This is a genomic window from Hyphomonas beringensis (assembly GCF_000682755.1).
In the GTDB taxonomy this organism is placed as follows: Bacteria; Pseudomonadota; Alphaproteobacteria; order Caulobacterales; family Hyphomonadaceae; genus Hyphomonas; species Hyphomonas beringensis.
In genome coordinates this window covers 69,081-87,083 of sequence record NZ_AWFF01000024.1, presented here as the reverse complement: position 1 = coordinate 87,083, position 18,003 = coordinate 69,081, and the positions used below count along the sequence as shown (strand labels likewise).

The following is an 18,003-nucleotide window of genomic DNA, read 5'->3' as shown; positions in this document are numbered from 1 at the left end:
ATGACAGACAAGATTGGCGCAGATGCCGCCCTCGCAAAGCTGACAGGCTGGGCCAAAGGGGAGGGCGATCGCGACGAGATCACCAAGACGTTCAAGTTCGATGACTTCAAGACGGCATGGGGATTCATGTCCTCTGTCGCGCTGAAGGCCGAGCAGATGGACCACCATCCGGAATGGTTCAATGTGTACAACAAGGTGGAGGTCACACTGACCACGCATGATGTGGATGGTGTGTCGCCCAAGGATGTAGAACTCGGCCAGTTCATGAATGACGTGGCGGGCAAACTGTCCTGACCGCAGGGCCTGCGGCAAACTTCCCCTAGGGGCAGTCTAGGCGGCTTGCTAACGCGCTGATACGGGTAGACAAAACTATCAGATATCAGTGGAGGAGCCGCATATGGGCCGTGTATCAGGAAAAATGGCGTTCATTACGGGCGGAGCCCAAGGCTTGGGCGAAGCGACTGCGCGCATGTTTGCGCGCGAAGGCGCCAAGGTTACCGTGACCGATGTGAACGGGGCAGGGGCCGAAGCCGTCGCTGCCTCCATCAATGAAGCCCATGGCGCGGGAACGGCCTTCGCCTGGCAGCATGATGTGACCGATGCCGACCGCTGGCAGGAGGTGCTGAAAGAGGCCCATGACGCGATGGGCGGTCTCAACGTGCTGGTCAACAATGCCGGCATCGGGTCGCTCGGCTCGGTCGAAGATGAGAATTACGAGACTTTCAAACACGTGCAGGCTGTCGACGTCGACTCGATCTTCCTCGGCTGCAAATACGCCATCCCGCTGATGCGCGAACATGGGCTCGGCTCGATCATCAACATTTCCTCCATCGCGGGCATTATCGCCAGCGCGAACTATGTGTCCTACAACACGGCCAAGGCAGCGGTACGGCACATTTCGAAGTCCATCGCCCTGCATTGTGCAAAGTCGACCGGCGGTCAGATCCGCTGTAACTCCGTCCACCCCGTATTCATCAATACGCCGATCCTTGACCGGACGAAAGAAATGTTCGGCGAGGAAGAGGCGCTTGCCAAGCTTGGGCGCCAGATCCCGCTCGGCAAGGTTGGTGAGCCGGACGATATTGCCTATGCGGTGCTTTATCTGGCTTCGGACGAAAGCAAGCTAGTGACAGGCATAGAACTGAAAGTGGATGGCGGCATCAGCGCCATGTGATTTCAGGCCCTAGGCCAGATTGTGCTTACGGGCCATGCGGCGTTGATGACGCGCTCTCAGTTTCGGGGCGATCTTCCACGAAAGGGGGATCGCCACGATGACGCTAATCAGGACTGCTAGCGGAATAAAGATGGCTGCGTTTGCTTTCAGAACTGGAACATAAAGAACAGCCAGCAGGATTGCGCCGAACAGTACACCCTGCACCATCCCGTAGATAAGTATGGATATTGCCGAACGGTTGGTCATGGTTCCTTCCTCGATATGACTATGTCCAATCAATCCGTGAAGTGGTCACCGGTTCCGGTTGTAGTTGGCGCGGGACGATCCTCGCATAGAGAACAGTAATCAGCTGCCGAATGATTTGTTCTGGCCGCTGCAGCCACGTTTGGAGCGGCCGACTGTCGCTGGACGACATATTTCTGATCACCGTGTACATGGCAAAAACGCGCGGGTGAAATTCAACAGGTAATTTGACCTGCTATCTTGCGACAGCTTTTGTTCATGATATGTTCCTTGCTGTCTACAGCACGGAGGGACACTGCATGATTGGATATGTAACGCTTGGTACGGCAGATTTGGCCCGCGCGGCCAAATTCTATGACGCCCTGGCAAAGGAAATGGGAACGGGCCGCATGATGGAGACGGACACCTACATCGCCTGGGGTACGCCGGGCGGTGAAGCCGGCGTTGCCGCGACCCTGCCCCATGATGGCAAGCCTGCCAGTGTCGGCAATGGCACCATGGTTGCGCTGCAGGCGAAGGATAAGGAACAAGTCAGTCGCCTGTATGACATCGCTTTGGCCCATGGCGGAACGGATGAGGGCGCGCCCGGCCCACGCGGAGATGAAGGTTTCTATGCGGCCTATTTCCGGGATCCGGATGGCAATAAGCTCAATGCCTTCACAATGGCATAGGCCGCATAAGGCTGGCTTGGCTTATTTGCTTGGCTCTGCACGTGAATAGCTCAGCGTGTTTCCGCGACCGAGGTAGCTGAGCACGAGTTTGGTGTCGCTGATATCAAGCACGCTGTAACACATCGGCTCGCCATCGTCTGGTGTGAGCTGAAGGAGCATTTTGTCTGTCGTCGCGGTGGCGCCATCGCATGTGTAGACAAAGTCCAGGCGGTCTGTGCTCAGAGTGTCTCCGCCATAGGTCATCTCGACCTGGTCTCCGGTGATGATCATGCCTGCTTGTGAGTCATCATCGGAAACCCAGTGGCCTGAAAGAGCTTCCAGCTCTGGCCGTTCTGTTGCCTGATCGCTCTCTTCTGACGGTATGGAGGCCTCTTTCTGGGATGCCTCTGATTGCGAAGGGGCTGTTTCAGCGGCGGGGGCTGATGGAGCTTGCTGGCCACAGGCGGCGAGCAAGGAGAGGGCCATTAGGCTGGCGGTGGCAAGGCGGGATGCAGACATGGGAATTCTCCAGAATATGTATTGTGCGCAGCCAACGCCTCAGCCGCGCAAAGGTGCCGGTGTCGACTGCTTGTCTCATCTTGCTTGTCAGACGGGGGTCAAGGGGCGGCGAGAGGTTACCAGAAGGGCATATACAGCCAGAACGCTCAGCACGCCTGCCGCGCTATATAGCGGCAGCGATGGCATGAAGGAGTAAAGTGTCGCGCCCACCAGCGGGCCGAAAATAAAGCCGGAAGGTGGTGCAGCAGCCAGAAGGGCTGCGGCAGATGCCTGTTCATGGCGTTTCACAGAGAGGCTGCCGAGCGCATTGGCAGCCGGCACGGCGAGCGCGGCGCCGCAGCCAATTGTGAAGAAGCTGAGCGCCAGGCTCCAGAAGGGGAAAAAGGAATCCGCGCAGACATAGCCGATAGCGACAAAGGTCAGGCCCACCGGCAGGATCTTTCGTGGGTCGGGTCGGCGCGGCTGCACATAGCCAAACTGCATAATGATCATGCCTGCGGCGAGACAGGCAAAGGCAATGCCTGTGTGCAGCACCACGGCCTCCTCGGCGCTCCGGATGGCTGTATCCGCAAATTCATAGCGGTCTTCGATGAACCAGCTCATCGTTTGCTGCACCATGCCGATGGCGAAGAAATAGCAGAACAGGAAGGCCAGGTGCGGGAAGACGCGCGGGTCCCGCACGGCCAGTGGCTTCGGGCGGGAGTTGGATTTCGGTCGCTTGCGCGTTGGCGGCAGGGTGAAGGCCAGCAATAGACCAGCCGACATATTGAAGATGATCGAGCCCCAGATCGGCATCAGGGCCCCAAACGGTGCGAGCACAGTTGCTCCGGCTGGCCCGATGATGGATCCGACGCTCATGCAGGCGCCCAGCATGCCAAGGCCGCCGGCGCGGGTAAGAGGCGTCGTGGCATCTGTCATCGCGGCCATGGCAGCAGGCTGTAGGCCCGGCGCAAGCAGGCCGAACCATAGCCGCACAAAGGCAAGCAGGAAGAAGGTAGAGAGCCCGGTGACGATCCCGGCCAGCGCCGCCTGCAAGGCCAGCACGAATACCATGTTCGTCAGGCCCATCGCGAACATGGAAAAGACCATTACCCGCTTGCGGCCAAACCTGTCTGCGAGACGGCCCCAGGTCGGGATAAGCAGGGCATAAAGCGCGGCCGAAAGGGTAAGGATGCCGGCAACTTCAATCTCAGTCAGGCCTGCCTTGCGCGCGAGCGGCGCCACAACCACGAAATTGATTGTCATGCCTGCGCCCATGGCGACCATGGCGATGCCAATAATTGCCTGTTGGAAAACGCTGAGCGGCAGCAGAGGCTTGTCGGTGTCTGTCATGCCTTGAATGCCCCTTGCTGCAGATCGCCTGTGTGTTTGGCGTTGAGCTGAATGTCAAACCTTAGCCCTGTTCCAGGGAAAGGACAGGCCAATCTCTTGCGCAGGGTAGGGGCATCACCCTAAGTGAAGGCAATGAAAGAAATTATTGGAGCGTCGCCCTATGGCCGCCATTCTTGATCTGATTTTGCTGATCCTTCGGATTGTTACCTTTATCATCATCGTTCAGGCCGTGCTGTCCTGGCTGGTCGCATTCAATGTGTTGAGCATCCAGAATCCGACCATTCGCAATATCTGGAGCGGTCTGGAGCGAATCACGGAGCCGGTTTACAGGCCCATCCGCAACATATTGCCGCCGATGGGCGGGCTGGATCTGACGCCGATGGTTGTGCTGCTCATCATTTTCTTCCTGGAACGCCTGATCATCCGTTACGGCTATTCTGTCGTTCCGCTGTAGATCATGCACCGGCTGACCGTTCGCGTGCAGCCAAATGCGTCGGCTGACCGGGTGGAGGCCTGGGAGACCGATGCGGCCGGACGAACCTATCTGAAAGTCCGCGTGCGCGCCGTGCCCGAAGGGGGAAAGGCCAATGCAGCCGTGGAAAAAGTGGTCGCCAAATGGCTGGGTGTCCCAAAGTCTGCGGTCAAGGTGGTGACGGGCGCGAAGAACCGGTTAAAAGGCCTCGATATAGACGGGTCGCCCGATCTGGCGGCGAAACTTGCCGGGGATGCAGAGCCATGAGCGCCAGCATGATTGATGGAAAAGCGATTGCGGCAGATGTCCGCGCCGATGTGGCAAAGGCCGTTAGCCAGTTGCCGGGCCAGCCTTCCCTGGCCGTGGTACTGGTCGGCGAAGACCCGGCCAGCCAGGTCTATGTCCGCAACAAGGTACGTCAAACGGAAGAGGCGGGCATGGTGTCTGTGCATCATCGCCTGCCTGAAACGGCCAGCCAGCAAGATGTTGAGAGCCTGATCACGCAATTGAATGCGGACGAGAATGTAGACGGTATTCTGCTGCAATTGCCGCTGCCAAAGGGGCTGGACGCTGATGCGGCGATTGAAAAGATCCACCCGGACAAGGATGTCGACGGCCTTACGGAAGTCTCCGCCGGGCGTTTGACCCTTGGCAAGCCGGGCCTGGTGGCCTGCACGCCGACGGGATGCGTCATCCTTGCAAAACGGGCATTGGGAGAGGATCTGTCAGGCAAGCATGTTGTCGTGATCGGACGCTCCATTCTGGTCGGAAAGCCGGCGGCGCTATTGTTCCTGGCCGAGAACTGCACGGTGACAATCGCGCATAGCCGCACAAAGGACCTGCCGGCGGTGTGCCGTGATGCTGACATTCTGGTGCCAGCTGTGGGGCGGCCGCAGATGGTCAAGGCCGACTGGGTAAAGCCCGGCGCGGCGATCATTGATGTTGGCATCAATCGCGTGGATGCGCCTGAAAAGGGTGAGGGCAAGACAAGGCTGGTGGGCGATGCTGACTATGCCGAATGCTCAGAGGTTGCTGGCCACATTACGCCTGTGCCAGGCGGCGTCGGTCCGATGACCATTGCCTGCCTGTTGCGCAACACGGTGTTGGCGGCCTGCGCCCGGCGCGGCTGGAAAGTTCCGGAGGGGCTGTGAGCCAGTCTTTCCTGCCGCCTGATACGCCGCAATTCCGGCGGTTGTGGGAGGCGCAGGAAGGCTTGTGTGCCCTGTGCGGAAAACCGATGCCCGCAAGCCGTGCCGAGATGGACCATGCCACGCTGTGGAAGAAGTGGCGCCCGACCTATGATCACATCATTGCCCTGGCGCGGGGCGGGCCGGATCATGAAAGCAATCTTCAGCTGGCGCATGCCCTCTGCAACAAGCGCAAGGGTATGGGCTAAGTCAGCCCGGCGGCGCGGACATTCGGCTGATAGGTGCGCGAGACCGGCACTTCCTTGCCGGATTTGAGCACCAGATACAGTTTGCCATTCTCCCGGCGGGAATCTGCCACACCCTGTTTTGCCACCCACCATGAACGATGGGTCTGCAGCCCATTGTCTTCTCCCAGTTCGCGGATCGCATCAGCCAAACGCATCAGGATAAGTTCCTCGCCGCGGTCTGTGTGCACACGCAGATAATGGTCTTCTGAAGAAATGGCCCAAAGGTCAGCCCCGCGGAACCGCACAGGCAGGCGTTGCAGAAAGCCTGCGATCCGGTCTTCCGGTTGGGCGTCTTCGAGTTCCGCCAGGCGGCGCGCGCGGTCCAGCAGGAAACCACCGAGGGTGATGACCACGCTGACTGCAAAGACATAGCCGAACTGTATCGGGATCAAGGCAAGAGGAATCGGGTTGCCCAGCGCCAGCATGAAAAGCATCAGGGTGATCGTCACCGGCACAGACAACAACGCCCCTGCCACAATGATCTTTAGCGCAGGGTGGGCGGTCTTCAGGTGCGTGTGAAAGACGAACGGCACGACAAAGAGCGAAGATACTCCGCCGACCAGCATTGTGATGAACCACATCAGGAATCGTAGCCAGATGCTGCCTCCGCTGCCGTAAACGCCGAACCAGGTAAAGCCGGCTGCGAGCAGCGTTACAATGGTGAGTGTCTTCAATGTCTCCCTGAGGGCTGCTGGCATACGAAATCTCTATTTATTTCACGCTTCGCGAATGACACTGGCTGCATTTGGCGAAGGTTTCCACCCTCTCCGCGTAATCCATGTGGCGGCCCTCAACCAGCCTGCGAAGCTCATCTCCATCAACCCACAAGGGGCACCCGCTCCCAAACTTATGGAGACCTATCATGATCCGCAACACACTGATTTCCGCCCTGTTCGCTACCTGCTTTCTGCCAGCCGCGGCTGCGGCTGCTGACCTGTCGGTCGATGTAAAAGGCGTTCGCAAAGCTGAGGGTGAGCTGCATGTCGCGCTCTTTGAAGAAGCCGGATGGGGAGACAATCAGGCCGCCCAGACAAAGATAATGCCTTCAACGGGAGAAGACGTGACCCTCGTCTTCGAAGACCTGCAGCCGGGCCGCTATGGCATCAAGATGTTTCACGATGTTGATGGGGATGGCGAGCTGAAACGCAGCATGATCGGCATTCCGGCTGAGCCCTATGGCTTCTCGAATGACGCCCCGGTGAAGTTCGGCCCGCCGAGCTTTGACAGTGCTGCTTTCGAAGTGACCGAAGACGGCACTGTCCAGACCATCACGCTACGCTAGGCCCGGATAGAGGAGACACGATATGCATAGCCCTGAGCTAAGCTTGAGAGCCCGCCTTCCGCGTATCCGGCTTGGCCGCCCCTCCAATCGCCTTGTTATTGGTATTGCGGTCTCAGCCTATCTGATCATCAGCTGGATGATCCTGAAAGCGAATGGCAACCCGCCTGTCCGATTCCATCTGGATGCAAGCCGTCTGATTGATGCCTCCATAGCCATCAAGATACATGTCGCCGGGGCCCTCAGCGCCTTTGTCATCGGCACTGTGCTGATGCTTGGCGTTAAGGGCAGGGGGCTGCACAAGACCCTCGGCTATGGTTGGGTTGTGGCCATGATGGTGACGGCGGTCAGCTCTTTCTTCGTCGTTGGCCTGAACGGGAATCATTTCAGCTGGATCCATGGCATTTCCGCCTGGACGGTCATCGGCCTTCCTATGGGGGTGGCTGCAGCGCGCAGGAAGGACATTGCCAAACATCGCAAGCACATGACTGGCATGTTTGTCGGGGCGATGCTGGTGGCTGGATTGTTCACTTTCCTGCCCGGAAGAATGATGTGGTCGATTTTCTTTACGGCCTGACGCGTATTGCCCTTACTGCCTTCCCCAAAGCCCGCTACAGATTACACAGGTGGTGAGCTTCGGAGGAGGGCAGTCATGAAACGGATCATAGCTTTGGGAATTGTTGCGGGGCTCGCAGCGTGTCAGGCGCCGGGGCCAATTTCCATTCCAGGCATTACGCGGGCGCCGCAAAGCCCGGAAGAAGCGCTGGAAGCCTATTACAGAACCTTGCCGGATGAGTTCTACCCTGTCGCGCCAGCGGGGCTGCCTCTGCCAGCAGAGGATACGGTCCTGTCCCGCGTGGTGGTCGCGTCCTGTCATGATGAGGAACTTGGTGACACTGAGGCGCTGCGAAGCATTGCGAAGGAAGATGCAGACCTGTTCCTGATGATTGGCGACAATGTGTATGGCGACAGGGACGGCCCGGCCTATGCTGTGAACGAGGCGACGCTGGATGAGCTGCGTGAGAGCTTTGCCGACTTGGGTGCCCGCGATGATTTCCGCGCCGTGCGCGCCCATCTGCCGATGATGGTGGCGTGGGACGACCATGATTATGGCGCCAATGACGCCGGGCGGGAGTTCCCTTTCCGCCGTTTGTCCGAGCGCATTCATGAACGCTTCTGGGGGCTGGAGAACAAGGATGTCGGTGCATGGCCCGGCACATATTATGCCCGCACATTCGGACCGGAAGGCGAGCGCACGCAGATCATCATGCTGGACACACGTTATTTTCGCTCTCCGCTGACGCCGACAGATGAGCCTGGCGCGGTGGGCAAGGAGCGCTACGTTCCATCAACGGATCCTAATCAAGATATGCTGGGCAATGACCAGTGGACCTGGCTGGAGAACCAGTTGCAAAAGCCTGCGGATCTGCGCCTGATCGTGTCTTCCATTCAGGTACTGCCAACGGATGGGCATGGCTGGGAGGCATGGTCTCGTCTGCCGGCGGAGCAGCAGCGGCTCTATGATCTCATTACCGATACCGATGCCAATGGCGTCGTCTTTGTCTCGGGAGACCGCCATACCGCATTCCTCTATCGCAAGGATGGGGTCCTGCCTTATCCGGTTTATGAGCTGACGGCCTCCTCGCTCAACAAGGCATGGGCGAAGGAGACGCCGGAGGCAGACAGCGCGCAGATGGGCGCAGGATATCCGCCCGAGAATTTCGGTGTAATCAACATCGATTGGGAAACCGGCTCTTTAGACCTTGAAGTTAAGGATGATGCAGGAGAGACGGTTCGTCATACAACCGCCAAATTCAGGTAGCTAAGGCGACGGCACTGAAAAGGCTGCCGGTAAAAATGACTGAAACGCGTAACGTACTTGCCCTCATTATCGCTGTGATGATCCTGCAGATCGCAGGCGGGCTGATGAGCGTGCTGACACCTCTCGGCCTTGAGGCCCTCGGCACGCAGCCTCAGACCATCGGTATGATTGCAGCGCTATACGCGGCTGGCTTCATGTTGGGGGCGTGGACTGCACCGCGCGCCCTGGCAACCTTTGGAAATATTCGCCTTTTTGCTGCCGCTGCGGCCGTTACCTCCGCCGGGGCGCTGTCGCTGTCGCTCTGGTATAATGAGGGCTTCTGGGCTGTCGTACGTGTCGTACAGGGCCTCAGCTTTGCCTACATGTTCACCAGTGTTGAAAGCTGGCTGGGGATGGCCGTGCCTGACAAGGCGCGCGGTAACGTCATGGGCATTTATCATACGGGCGCGAAGCTTTCTCTGATGATCGGCCCATTCTTCGTGGCTGGTCTGTCTCCGCTGGATAGCCGCGCCTATAGCTGGGCCGCACTGTTCCTGACCCTGGCATTGGTGCCTGTCTGCCTGACCCGGCAGGAGCAGCCTGCGCCGCCGGGACGCTCTGCCATGCCGCTCGGTCGGCTCTATAGGCTTGCGCCTGCCGCCGTCATTGGTGTGGCCCTGTCAGGGGTCATCAACACCGGCATGACGGCGCTTATTCCGATTTACTTCGAAGGCTTCTCGATGGGCGGCGGGGGCACAACCGCAGCGGCCATCGCCGGGGCGGCGGCCTGGATGGGCGGCCTGCTCGTGCAGTGGCCTGCCGGGCGGCTGTCAGACCGGTTGGAGCGCCGATTGGTCATCGCGGTCATGTGCGCGATCTCCGGCCTGGCTGCGCTCGGCATTGCGGTGTTCGGCCGCAGTCTGGGCGAGACAGGTGTGGTCATTGTTCTCGGTGTGTGGGGAGCAGGGTCGCTGTCTTTCTATGGCCTGTGTGTTGCCCACGCGATTGACCGCACGCCCAAGGGCGCCATTCCGCAGGTCATGTCCGGGCTTCTGTTTGTATGGGCAGGGGGCTCGATTGTGGGTCCGCTTCTGTCAGGTTTTGCAATGCGCGGTGCAGGGCGGATGGGGCTGTTCGGACTGGCAGGAATCCTGCTCGTGATTCTGGCCATGATCATGGTTTGGCGGGTCAGCAAACGGGCCGCACCGGAGGAGGGGCAGCAGGAAGACTGGAGCCCGATCCTGCCAACACCGCTCGCCAGTGTGGAGCTTGACCCTCGCAATCCTGAACGGGACGTCGAAGCCTGAGTCTTCAATTCGATACTCAGCCGGTTGCGACTGCTGCTGAGACTGATATACAGCCACCACAACCAAACCGGGGTGGCTGGCATGCTGACCCCTCCACCAAGCCAGGGCAAACAAGGCAGTTTACATGAACATTCACGAATACCAGGCCAAGGCCGTGCTGAAATCCTTCGGCGCACCTGTGGCAGAAGGCGTACCCGTTCTTTCGCTCGATGATGTGCAAAAGGCAGTTGATACCCTGCCGGGCCCGCTTTGGGTCGTGAAATCCCAGATCCATGCGGGTGGTCGCGGTAAAGGCAAGTTCGTGGAGCCTGAAGCCGGTGAAAAGGGCGGTGTCCGCCTAGCTTTCTCCAAAGAGGAAGTTCTGGAAAATGCCAAGGCCATGTTGGGCCACCACCTGGTAACGGCGCAAACCAGCGCTGAAGGCAAGCAGGTCAATCGCCTCTACATTGAAGACGGCGCAGACATCGACCGCGAGCTTTACCTCTCCCTGCTGGTGGACCGTGCAACGGGTCGCCCGGCTTTTGTCGCATCCACCGAAGGCGGCATGGACATTGAGGACGTCGCTCACGAGACGCCGGAAAAAATCCTGACCCTTCCGATCGATCCGATGGCGGGCGTGACAGAAGATGATGCTGCGAAGCTGTGCGACGCGCTGAAGCTGGAAGGCGATGCCCGCGCGGACGGCATGAAGCTCTTCCCCATCCTCTACAAGGCCTTCACCGAGAAGGACATGTCGATGCTGGAGATCAACCCGCTGATCGTCATGGAAAACGGCCATCTGCGCGTGCTCGACGCGAAAGTCAGCTTTGACGGCAACGCCCTGTTCCGTCACCCGGACATCGTGGAACTGCGCGACACGACCGAAGAAGACGAAAAGGAAATCGAGGCCTCTGAATGGGATCTCGCCTACATCGCTCTCGATGGCACCATCGGCTGCATGGTCAACGGCGCAGGCCTCGCCATGGCGACGATGGACATCATCAAGCTGTACGGCGAAGAGCCGGCCAATTTCTGTGATGTTGGCGGCGGTGCCAATGAGGAGAAAGTGGCTGCTGCGTTCAAGATCATCATGAAGGACCCGAACGTGAAGGGTATCCTCGTGAACATCTTCGGCGGCATCATGAAATGTGACGTCATCGCGGAAGGCGTGATTGCCGCTGTGAAGGAAACCAATCTGGCTGTGCCGCTGGTTGTTCGCCTTGAAGGCACGAATGTCGAGATGGGCAAGAAGATCATTGCCGAATCCGGCCTGAACGTCATCCCGGCCGACGATCTCGACGACGCCGCCCAGAAAATTGTGAACGCCGTTAAGGGCGCCTGAGGAATAAAGCTGAAATCATGTCCATTCTCATCGACAAGAATACCAAAGTCATCGTTCAGGGCCTGACCGGTAATACGGGCTCGTTCCACACAAACCAGGCGCTGGAATATTACGGCACCCAGATGGTTGCCGGTACGCACCCGAAAAAGGCTGGCCAGAAATGGACGGCTGACAATGGCGCCGAACTGCCGATCTTTGCGACGGCCGGTGAAGCCGCAGAAGCCACGGGTGCAAACGCCTCTGTGATCTATGTGCCGCCAGCTGGCGCTGCGGCTGCCATCGAGGAAGCCATCGACGCAGAGATCCCGCTGATCGTCTGCATCACCGAGGGCGTTCCTGTGCTCGATATGGTGCGCGTGAAGGCGAAACTGGAGAAATCCAAATCCCGCCTGATCGGCCCGAACTGCCCGGGTCTTCTGACCCCGGAAGAGTGCAAGATCGGCATCATGCCAGGCAAGATCTTCCAGAAGGGCTCTGTGGGCGTTGTATCCCGCTCCGGTACGCTGACTTATGAAGCTGTGTACCAGACCTCTCAGGCAGGCCTCGGCCAGACCTCAGCTGTCGGCATCGGCGGCGACCCGGTCAAAGGCACCGAGTTCATCGACGTGCTGGAAATGTACCTGGCAGACGAAGAAACCAAATCGATCATCATGATTGGCGAAATTGGCGGCTCTGCCGAAGAGGAAGCTGCTCAATTCCTGATCGACGAGGCCAAGAAAGGCCGCAAGAAGCCGATGGTTGGCTTTATTGCAGGCCGGACTGCACCAAAAGGGCGTACGATGGGCCATGCCGGTGCTATCGTTTCCGGCGGTCAGGGCGATGCCGAGAGCAAGATCGCAGCGATGGAAGAAGCGGGTATCCGCGTGTCTCCGTCACCTGCGCGTCTGGGCACGACCATGGTCGAGGTATTGAAGGGCTAGCAGTCCGCACAACATATAAGCCAGGGCGGCCTTGGCGGGCCAGTCTGGCGAGGCCAGCATCTGTCCCCGTTCAGGCCGTCCTATAGATCTTCAGCCCCGGTAGGAACCGGGCAAGTATTTTATCCCTATTATGTGGGGTTTGGGTCCTAGAGGACGGAATTTGAGATGGCAGACGACGGCAGCCCGGTAAAAGGTTCGCGCAGTTCAGGCAACAGCGCGATGCTGGAAACAGCCTTCCTGTATGGTGGCTCAGCCATGTGGCTGGAGCAGATGCAGGCGGCCTATGCAAAGGATCCCGCGTCAGTTCCCGAGAGCTGGCGCGAATTCTTTGCCGAACTTGGCGATGATTCAAGCGATGCAGAGCGCAATGCTGACGGCGCAAGCTGGAAACGTGGTGACTGGCCACGCCCGCTGAGCGACGAGCAGGTTGCCGCTTTTGATGGCAACTGGGCTCTGGTTGAGCCGAAAATCGAGAAAAAACTGAAGCAGGCGAAGCCTGGCGCGTCTGAGGCAGAAATTGCCCAGAACGTGAAGGATTCGATTCGCGCGATCATGATGATCCGCGCCTATCGCATGCGTGGTCACCTAGCAGCACAGCTGGACCCGCTCTCTCTTGATGCTCCGGAGAAACAACCTGAGTTGGATCCGGCAACCTATGGCTTCTCCAAGGAAGACATGGATCGCAAGATCTTCATCGATGGCTATCTCGGCCTCGATTATGCCTCCGCAAACGAGATGCTGGACATCCTCAAACGGACATATTGCTCCACGCTCGGCATCGAGTTCATGCATATTTCCGATCCGGAAGAGAAAGCCTGGCTGCAGGAACGCATCGAAGGTCCGGACAAGGGCGTTGCCTTCACCCAGCAGGGCAAAAAAGCGATCCTGGCCAAGCTGATTGAAGCGGAAACCTTTGAGCGCTTCCTGCACAAGCGGTATCCGGGCACGAAGCGTTTCGGCCTGGATGGCGGTGAGGCGGCTGTTCCGGCGCTGGAGCAGATCATCAAACGTGGCGGCGCGCTCGGCGTGAAGGAAATCGTGGTCGGCATGCCGCACCGCGGTCGCCTGAACATGCTGGCTGCCGTGATGGGCAAGCCTTATGAGCAGATCTTCCACGAATTTCAGGGCGGTAACACGCAAGGCGCTGGCGAGTTCGGCTCGGGCGATGTGAAATACCACCTCGGCGCATCTTCCGATCGCGAGTTTGACGGCAACAAGGTGCACCTGTCCATGAACGCCAACCCGTCTCACCTTGAGGCGGTCGATCCGGTTGTGCTGGGCAAGTCCCGTTCCAAGCAGGAAATGAGCCACCGAGAAACCGGCACGCTGGACCGTTCGATCGTACTGCCATTGCTGCTGCATGGCGACGCTGCCTTTGCAGGGCAGGGGGTTGTGTCCGAGTGTTTCGCCCTGTCAGGCCTGACAGGCTATCGCACAGGTGGCACAATCCACTTCATCGTGAATAACCAGATCGGCTTTACGACCAGCCCGATCTATTCGCGATCTTCTCCGTACCCGTCCGATGTGGCGCTGATGGTTCAGGCGCCGATCTTCCACGTCAATGGGGATGATCCGGAAGCGGTGACGTATGCAGCCAAAGTCGCAACGGAATATCGCCAGAAGTTCCACAAGGACGTCGTTATCGACATGTTCTGTTATCGTCGCTTCGGGCACAACGAAGGCGACGAGCCGATGTTTACCCAGCCGGTGATGTATAAGGAAATCAAGGGCCATCCGTCCACGCGCGAAATCTATGCGGAGCGCCTGGTCAAGGAAGGCATTCTGACCTCGGAGCAGGTGGAGCAGCAGGTTTCTGACTTCGAAGCCTATCTCGATCGCGAGTTCGAGGCCGGCAAAACCTTCAAGGCCAAGAAAGCCGATTGGCTGGATGGTGAGTGGAAGGGCCTCGGCCTGCCGGATGATGATGAGCGTCGCGGCAAGACCGGCGTTTCCAAGAAACGCCTCCAGGCACTGGGTGAGAAGATCACCACGGTTCCGGAAGGTATCGATATTCACAAGACCCTGGCACGCGTCATTGATGCGCGGGCGACGGCCATTTCAAAAGGTCAGGGACTGGATTGGGCGACTGCGGAGCATCTGGCCTTCGCTACGCTGCTCGATGAAGGCTTCCCTGTGCGTCTCTCCGGTCAGGATTGTGGCCGAGGTACGTTCTCGCAGCGCCACAGCCACATCGTCGACCAGACAAATGGAGATCGCTACACGCCACTGAACCATCTGAGTGATGATCAGGCGCATTATGAAGTGATCGACTCGCTGCTCTCCGAAGAAGCCGTGCTTGGGTATGAATACGGTTATTCTCTGGCCGACCCGAACACGCTGACCATGTGGGAAGCCCAGTTCGGTGACTTTTCGAACGGTGCACAGGTCTTTTTCGACCAGTTCATCTCCTCGGCAGAGCGCAAATGGCTGCGGATGAGCGGCCTGACTATGCTGCTTCCGCACGGCTATGAGGGGCAGGGGCCGGAACACTCCTCCGCGCGCCTCGAGCGCTTCCTGCAAATGTGCGCCGAAGACAATTGGCAAGTCTGCAATCTGACGACGCCGGCAAACTATTTCCACGCCCTGCGCCGCCAGATCCATCGCGACTTCCGCAAGCCGCTAATTATCATGACGCCGAAATCTCTGTTGCGTCACAAGCTGGCGACATCTGCGCTGGATGATCTGGGCACGAAGTCTTCCTTCCACCGGATTCTCTGGGATGATGCCGAGACCCCAGGTCGCGAAGGCAAAGTTAAGCTGGCCAAGGACAACAAGGTTCGCCGCGTCGTTATGTGTTCGGGCAAGGTTTATTACGACCTCTTCGAAGCACGCGAGGAAGGTGGCCAGGATGATGTCTACCTGCTGCGTATGGAGCAATTCTATCCGGTGCCGCGCAAGTCTCTGATCGCTGAGTTGAAGCGCTTCCCGCAGGCCGAACTGGTCTGGTGTCAGGAAGAGCCGCGCAATATGGGCGGCTGGACCTTCATCCGTGATGAGATCGAATGGTGTGCCAACCAGGCAGGCACCAAGTCTCCGCGGCCGCACTATGCGGGCCGCCCGCCGTCTGCAGCAACAGCTACAGGCCTTCTTTCGAAGCACAAGGCGGAGCAGGATGCTCTCGTTTCCACAGCCCTTGGCGCAGACCCGGTCGACGATAAGATCGTCGCGACCTGATTACTGATTTTAATGAACGGACTGATTTCATGACCGACATCACAGTGCCCACGCTTGGCGAGAGCATCACCGAAGCCACTGTTGGCCAATGGCTGAAAGCCAAGGGCGATCAGGTGAAGAAGGATGACGTACTTGTAGAGCTGGAAACGGACAAAGTGTCTGTGGAAGTTTCTGCAACCGAAGACGGTGTTCTTTCCGAGATCATTGCGAACGAAGGCGACACGGTTGAGATCGGCGCCATCCTCGGCAAGCTTGGCGAAGGCTCTGGCGCAGGCGCGGCAAACGGTAAATCTGACACGGCGGCCGATGCGCTGCCAGAACATGGCGGCCCAAAAGAAAAGGGCGGCGTACCCGGTAAGGAAGACAAGGGCGAACTGATGGACGTTGAAGTTCCAACAATGGGAGAGAGCGTTGCAGAGGGCACGCTCTCCACTTTCCTCAAGGCTCCAGGCGATGCCGTGAAGAAAGACGAAACGATCGCTGAGATCGAAACCGACAAGGTGGCACTGGAAGTGCCATCCCCGGCAGATGGTGTGCTGGCGGAACTTCTGGTCGCTGAAGGCGACTCCGTGACGCCGGGTTCCGTGATTGCACGCATCAATGCTGGCGCGTCTGCCCCGGCGAAATCTGCAGCACCAGCCGCCTCCGCACCGGCCGCGAGTACGTCTACGCCTGCGGCTACGGGTGATCGCCCGGTTGCGCCGTCTGTACGTCGTATTTCTTCGGAAGCTGGCGTGAACCCGTCAGACATTCCAGGCACTGGCAAGGATGGCCGTGCCACCAAGGCTGATGCCATGGAGTACGTGAACTCTGCTGCCAAGTCTGCGGCGTCTTCTGCGCCAACTCAGGCGAAAGAACCGCGTGACATTGGTCCACGCGAAGAGCGCGTGCGCATGACGCGTCTGCGCCAGACCATCGCGCGCCGTCTGAAAGAGGCGCAGGATACAGCAGCCATGCTGACGACGTTCAACGATGTCGACATGGGTGCCATCATGGATTTGCGTAAAAAGCATCAGGACGCTTTCGTGGCCAAGCACGGCATCAAGCTGGGCTTCATGAGTTTCTTCGTGAAAGCGTGTGTGAATGCGCTGAAAGAAGTGCCAGCCGTGAATGCCGAGATCGATGGCCAAGACATCATCTACAAGAACTTCTACGATGTCGGCGTAGCCGTGGGCACCGAGAAAGGCCTTGTTGTGCCGGTTGTGCGGGACTCTGATGATCTGTCGCTGGCAGGCATCGAGAAGGCAATTGCCAATCTCGGCAAGAAGGCACGTGATGGCGAACTCACCATCGGAGACATGCAGGGCGGTACGTTCACCATCTCCAATGGCGGCATCTATGGCTCCCTGATGTCCACGCCGATCCTAAACCCCCCGCAATCCGGCGTTCTGGGTATGCACCGCATTGAGCAGCGCCCTGTCGCTGTGAATGGCGAAGTGAAAATCCGCCCGATGATGTATCTGGCGCTCTCCTATGATCACCGGATCGTTGACGGCAAGGAAGCCGTGACGTTCCTGGTGCGCGTCAAGGAAGCTCTCGAAGATCCAGAGCGGATGCTGCTCGAAGTCTAAAGCCTTTGAGTGATCCAACCACGGATCAATCCAGCCTGAAAACATTGTACGGGGCGGTCAAATTTGGCCGCCCCGATCATTTTTTCGACCTCTGAAGGATCGTGAGCCGCGAAAAGCGTGCCGAACGATTTTCTGTAGTTTTCCCGGCCTTCGGCCGCCATGCCAGCCAATGTCAGCAGGCCCAGCCAGACATCCATTTCCATTTCGAAAATCGGGTCGGAGCGGTTTCCGCAGAGGGCGGCTTCAAATAGTGGTGCGCCAGGCCTTAGGCGCTCGGCAATTGAGCTATAATAAGCTGTTCGGTCTTCCTCCTCATTTAGGAAATGTGAGACGAGCAGGCTGGTCGCGGCATCAAACTCTGCCTCCGGCAGGCTTGAGACATAGCCCGCATGGAATGTGCACCTGTCGGCAAAGCCTTCTTCGACTGCGTGCCGCCGGGCAATTTCAAGCATCGCGTCTGACGGGTCTGCCAGAGTGAAGCGCCAGGACGGGAAGAGGGGGGCGAGATAGCGGACTTCCGCTCCGGTGCCGGCCCCGGCGATCAGGATATGCGCAGTGTCCGGCAGGCTGGCGAATTGCGATTGTACTACCAGATGCAGCAGACTGTTGACGGCAGAGAGCTTGCTGAAGCGCTCATCATAGGTCGCAGCTTCTTCTGGGCCGAAGGAGGTTGGAATATTGTTCGGAGGAACAGGGGACATGTGCGCACCACATTGTTATATTATAACGATAAGTGCACTTAGCTATCTGTCTGGGCAATGACAAGACATTTCGCCAAAGTGTTGCGGTCTGTTCGTCGCAGCTC

The 18,003-nt window shown here is 58.5% G+C and carries 20 protein-coding genes; 15 read left to right on the top strand and 5 right to left on the bottom strand.

What is annotated here, in order from left to right; translation table 11 throughout:
- Positions 1-294, top strand: a complete 294-nt coding sequence (locus HY29_RS02980; protein WP_034791914.1) for a 4a-hydroxytetrahydrobiopterin dehydratase — start codon at positions 1-3, stop codon at positions 292-294.
- A 103-nt stretch (positions 295-397) separates the two neighbouring features.
- On the top strand, positions 398-1,174 hold the full coding sequence (locus tag HY29_RS02975; RefSeq protein ID WP_034791912.1) for an SDR family oxidoreductase: 777 nt from the start codon (positions 398-400) through the stop codon (positions 1,172-1,174).
- A 9-nt stretch (positions 1,175-1,183) separates the two neighbouring features.
- On the opposite strand, the gene HY29_RS02970 is transcribed toward HY29_RS02975, so the two are convergent.
- Complete coding sequence (locus tag HY29_RS02970; RefSeq protein ID WP_034791910.1) at positions 1,184-1,420, bottom strand: hypothetical protein; 237 nt, start codon at positions 1,418-1,420, stop codon at positions 1,184-1,186.
- Positions 1,421-1,716: 296 nt separating this feature from the next.
- Here HY29_RS02970 and HY29_RS02965 point away from each other — a divergent pair, with 296 nt between their 5' ends.
- Entirely contained in the window at positions 1,717-2,088 is a 372-nt protein-coding gene (locus tag HY29_RS02965) for a VOC family protein (RefSeq protein WP_034792009.1), read from the top strand.
- Between the two features lie 21 nt (positions 2,089-2,109).
- On the opposite strand, the gene HY29_RS02960 is transcribed toward HY29_RS02965, so the two are convergent.
- Both HY29_RS02960 and HY29_RS02955 read right to left on the bottom strand, forming a co-directional pair.
- Positions 2,110-2,586: a hypothetical protein gene (locus HY29_RS02960; RefSeq protein ID WP_034791902.1), complete on the bottom strand. Its 477-nt coding sequence runs from the start codon at positions 2,584-2,586 to the stop codon at positions 2,110-2,112.
- An 87-nt stretch (positions 2,587-2,673) separates the two neighbouring features.
- Positions 2,674-3,918 (bottom strand): MFS transporter, encoded by a 1,245-nt coding sequence (locus tag HY29_RS02955; RefSeq protein ID WP_081811201.1) that lies wholly within the window; start codon positions 3,916-3,918, stop codon positions 2,674-2,676.
- Between the two features lie 160 nt (positions 3,919-4,078).
- Between HY29_RS02955 and HY29_RS02950 the strand changes: the two genes are divergently transcribed.
- From HY29_RS02950 to HY29_RS02935, 4 genes are read left to right on the top strand one after another with little or no spacing between them, the layout of a single operon-like run.
- Entirely contained in the window at positions 4,079-4,372 is a 294-nt protein-coding gene (locus tag HY29_RS02950; RefSeq protein ID WP_034791901.1) for a YggT family protein, read from the top strand.
- A 3-nt stretch (positions 4,373-4,375) separates the two neighbouring features.
- On the top strand, positions 4,376-4,657 hold the full coding sequence (locus HY29_RS02945; protein ID WP_034791900.1) for a DUF167 family protein: 282 nt from the start codon (positions 4,376-4,378) through the stop codon (positions 4,655-4,657).
- Positions 4,654-5,541: a bifunctional methylenetetrahydrofolate dehydrogenase/methenyltetrahydrofolate cyclohydrolase FolD gene (folD, locus tag HY29_RS02940; RefSeq protein ID WP_034791899.1), complete on the top strand. Its 888-nt coding sequence runs from the start codon at positions 4,654-4,656 to the stop codon at positions 5,539-5,541. The genes HY29_RS02945 and folD overlap by 4 nt, the downstream gene beginning before the upstream one ends.
- A complete protein-coding gene (locus HY29_RS02935; protein ID WP_034791898.1) occupies positions 5,538-5,786 on the top strand; it encodes an HNH endonuclease in 249 nt (82 codons plus the stop codon). Before folD ends, HY29_RS02935 begins: the two co-directional genes overlap by 4 nt.
- On the opposite strand, the gene HY29_RS02930 is transcribed toward HY29_RS02935, so the two are convergent.
- On the bottom strand, positions 5,783-6,523 hold the full coding sequence (locus HY29_RS02930) for a LytTR family DNA-binding domain-containing protein (RefSeq protein WP_081811199.1): 741 nt from the start codon (positions 6,521-6,523) through the stop codon (positions 5,783-5,785). The two genes, HY29_RS02935 and HY29_RS02930, sit on opposite strands and share 4 nt — an antisense overlap.
- Positions 6,524-6,687: 164 nt before the next feature.
- On the opposite strand from HY29_RS02930, the gene HY29_RS02925 reads away from it, so the two are divergent.
- From HY29_RS02925 to odhB, 8 genes are all read left to right on the top strand, one after another.
- The gene (locus HY29_RS02925; protein ID WP_051601072.1) at positions 6,688-7,107 is read left to right on the top strand and encodes a DUF2141 domain-containing protein; all 420 of its coding nucleotides are present in this window, start codon (positions 6,688-6,690) and stop codon (positions 7,105-7,107) included.
- A gap of 22 nt (positions 7,108-7,129) precedes the next feature.
- Positions 7,130-7,681, top strand: coding sequence for a DUF2306 domain-containing protein (locus HY29_RS02920; RefSeq protein WP_034791896.1), 552 nt, complete (start codon positions 7,130-7,132; stop codon positions 7,679-7,681).
- A 75-nt stretch (positions 7,682-7,756) separates the two neighbouring features.
- A complete protein-coding gene (locus HY29_RS02915; RefSeq protein WP_034791894.1) occupies positions 7,757-8,926 on the top strand; it encodes an alkaline phosphatase D family protein in 1,170 nt (389 codons plus the stop codon).
- Positions 8,927-8,961: 35 nt separating this feature from the next.
- Positions 8,962-10,212: an MFS transporter gene (locus HY29_RS02910; RefSeq protein ID WP_034791884.1), complete on the top strand. Its 1,251-nt coding sequence runs from the start codon at positions 8,962-8,964 to the stop codon at positions 10,210-10,212.
- 124 nt (positions 10,213-10,336) lie between these two features.
- Positions 10,337-11,533, top strand: coding sequence for an ADP-forming succinate--CoA ligase subunit beta (sucC, locus tag HY29_RS02905; RefSeq protein ID WP_034791883.1), 1,197 nt, complete (start codon positions 10,337-10,339; stop codon positions 11,531-11,533).
- Between the two features lie 17 nt (positions 11,534-11,550).
- Complete coding sequence (sucD, locus tag HY29_RS02900; RefSeq protein ID WP_034791882.1) at positions 11,551-12,453, top strand: succinate--CoA ligase subunit alpha; 903 nt, start codon at positions 11,551-11,553, stop codon at positions 12,451-12,453.
- A 165-nt stretch (positions 12,454-12,618) separates the two neighbouring features.
- A complete protein-coding gene (locus tag HY29_RS02895; RefSeq protein ID WP_034791881.1) occupies positions 12,619-15,627 on the top strand; it encodes a 2-oxoglutarate dehydrogenase E1 component in 3,009 nt (1,002 codons plus the stop codon).
- Between the two features lie 29 nt (positions 15,628-15,656).
- The gene (gene odhB / locus HY29_RS02890; protein ID WP_034791878.1) at positions 15,657-17,198 is read left to right on the top strand and encodes a 2-oxoglutarate dehydrogenase complex dihydrolipoyllysine-residue succinyltransferase; all 1,542 of its coding nucleotides are present in this window, start codon (positions 15,657-15,659) and stop codon (positions 17,196-17,198) included.
- On the opposite strand, the gene HY29_RS02885 is transcribed toward odhB, so the two are convergent.
- Positions 17,195-17,899 (bottom strand): class I SAM-dependent methyltransferase, encoded by a 705-nt coding sequence (locus tag HY29_RS02885; RefSeq protein ID WP_034791876.1) that lies wholly within the window; start codon positions 17,897-17,899, stop codon positions 17,195-17,197. The two genes, odhB and HY29_RS02885, sit on opposite strands and share 4 nt — an antisense overlap.
- Positions 17,900-18,003 lie beyond the last annotated feature (104 nt).

Excerpts from the sequence above, each read along its gene's own strand:
- HY29_RS02980 (WP_034791914.1), top strand. The coding sequence starts at position 1 with ATGACAGACAAGATTGGCGCAGATGCCGCCCTCGCAAAGCTGACAGGC.
- HY29_RS02975 (WP_034791912.1), top strand. The coding sequence starts at position 398 with ATGGGCCGTGTATCAGGAAAAATGGCGTTCATTACGGGCGGAGCCCAA.
- HY29_RS02970 (WP_034791910.1), bottom strand. The coding sequence starts at position 1,420 with ATGACCAACCGTTCGGCAATATCCATACTTATCTACGGGATGGTGCAG.
- HY29_RS02965 (WP_034792009.1), top strand. The coding sequence starts at position 1,717 with ATGATTGGATATGTAACGCTTGGTACGGCAGATTTGGCCCGCGCGGCC.
- HY29_RS02960 (WP_034791902.1), bottom strand. The coding sequence starts at position 2,586 with ATGTCTGCATCCCGCCTTGCCACCGCCAGCCTAATGGCCCTCTCCTTG.
- HY29_RS02955 (WP_081811201.1), bottom strand. The coding sequence starts at position 3,918 with ATGACAGACACCGACAAGCCTCTGCTGCCGCTCAGCGTTTTCCAACAG.
- HY29_RS02950 (WP_034791901.1), top strand. The coding sequence starts at position 4,079 with ATGGCCGCCATTCTTGATCTGATTTTGCTGATCCTTCGGATTGTTACC.
- HY29_RS02945 (WP_034791900.1), top strand. The coding sequence starts at position 4,376 with ATGCACCGGCTGACCGTTCGCGTGCAGCCAAATGCGTCGGCTGACCGG.
- folD (WP_034791899.1), top strand. The coding sequence starts at position 4,654 with ATGAGCGCCAGCATGATTGATGGAAAAGCGATTGCGGCAGATGTCCGC.
- HY29_RS02930 (WP_081811199.1), bottom strand. The coding sequence starts at position 6,523 with ATGCCAGCAGCCCTCAGGGAGACATTGAAGACACTCACCATTGTAACG.
- HY29_RS02925 (WP_051601072.1), top strand. The coding sequence starts at position 6,688 with ATGATCCGCAACACACTGATTTCCGCCCTGTTCGCTACCTGCTTTCTG.
- HY29_RS02920 (WP_034791896.1), top strand. The coding sequence starts at position 7,130 with ATGCATAGCCCTGAGCTAAGCTTGAGAGCCCGCCTTCCGCGTATCCGG.
- HY29_RS02915 (WP_034791894.1), top strand. The coding sequence starts at position 7,757 with ATGAAACGGATCATAGCTTTGGGAATTGTTGCGGGGCTCGCAGCGTGT.
- HY29_RS02910 (WP_034791884.1), top strand. The coding sequence starts at position 8,962 with ATGACTGAAACGCGTAACGTACTTGCCCTCATTATCGCTGTGATGATC.
- sucC (WP_034791883.1), top strand. The coding sequence starts at position 10,337 with ATGAACATTCACGAATACCAGGCCAAGGCCGTGCTGAAATCCTTCGGC.
- sucD (WP_034791882.1), top strand. The coding sequence starts at position 11,551 with ATGTCCATTCTCATCGACAAGAATACCAAAGTCATCGTTCAGGGCCTG.
- HY29_RS02895 (WP_034791881.1), top strand. The coding sequence starts at position 12,619 with ATGGCAGACGACGGCAGCCCGGTAAAAGGTTCGCGCAGTTCAGGCAAC.
- odhB (WP_034791878.1), top strand. The coding sequence starts at position 15,657 with ATGACCGACATCACAGTGCCCACGCTTGGCGAGAGCATCACCGAAGCC.
- HY29_RS02885 (WP_034791876.1), bottom strand. The coding sequence starts at position 17,899 with ATGTCCCCTGTTCCTCCGAACAATATTCCAACCTCCTTCGGCCCAGAA.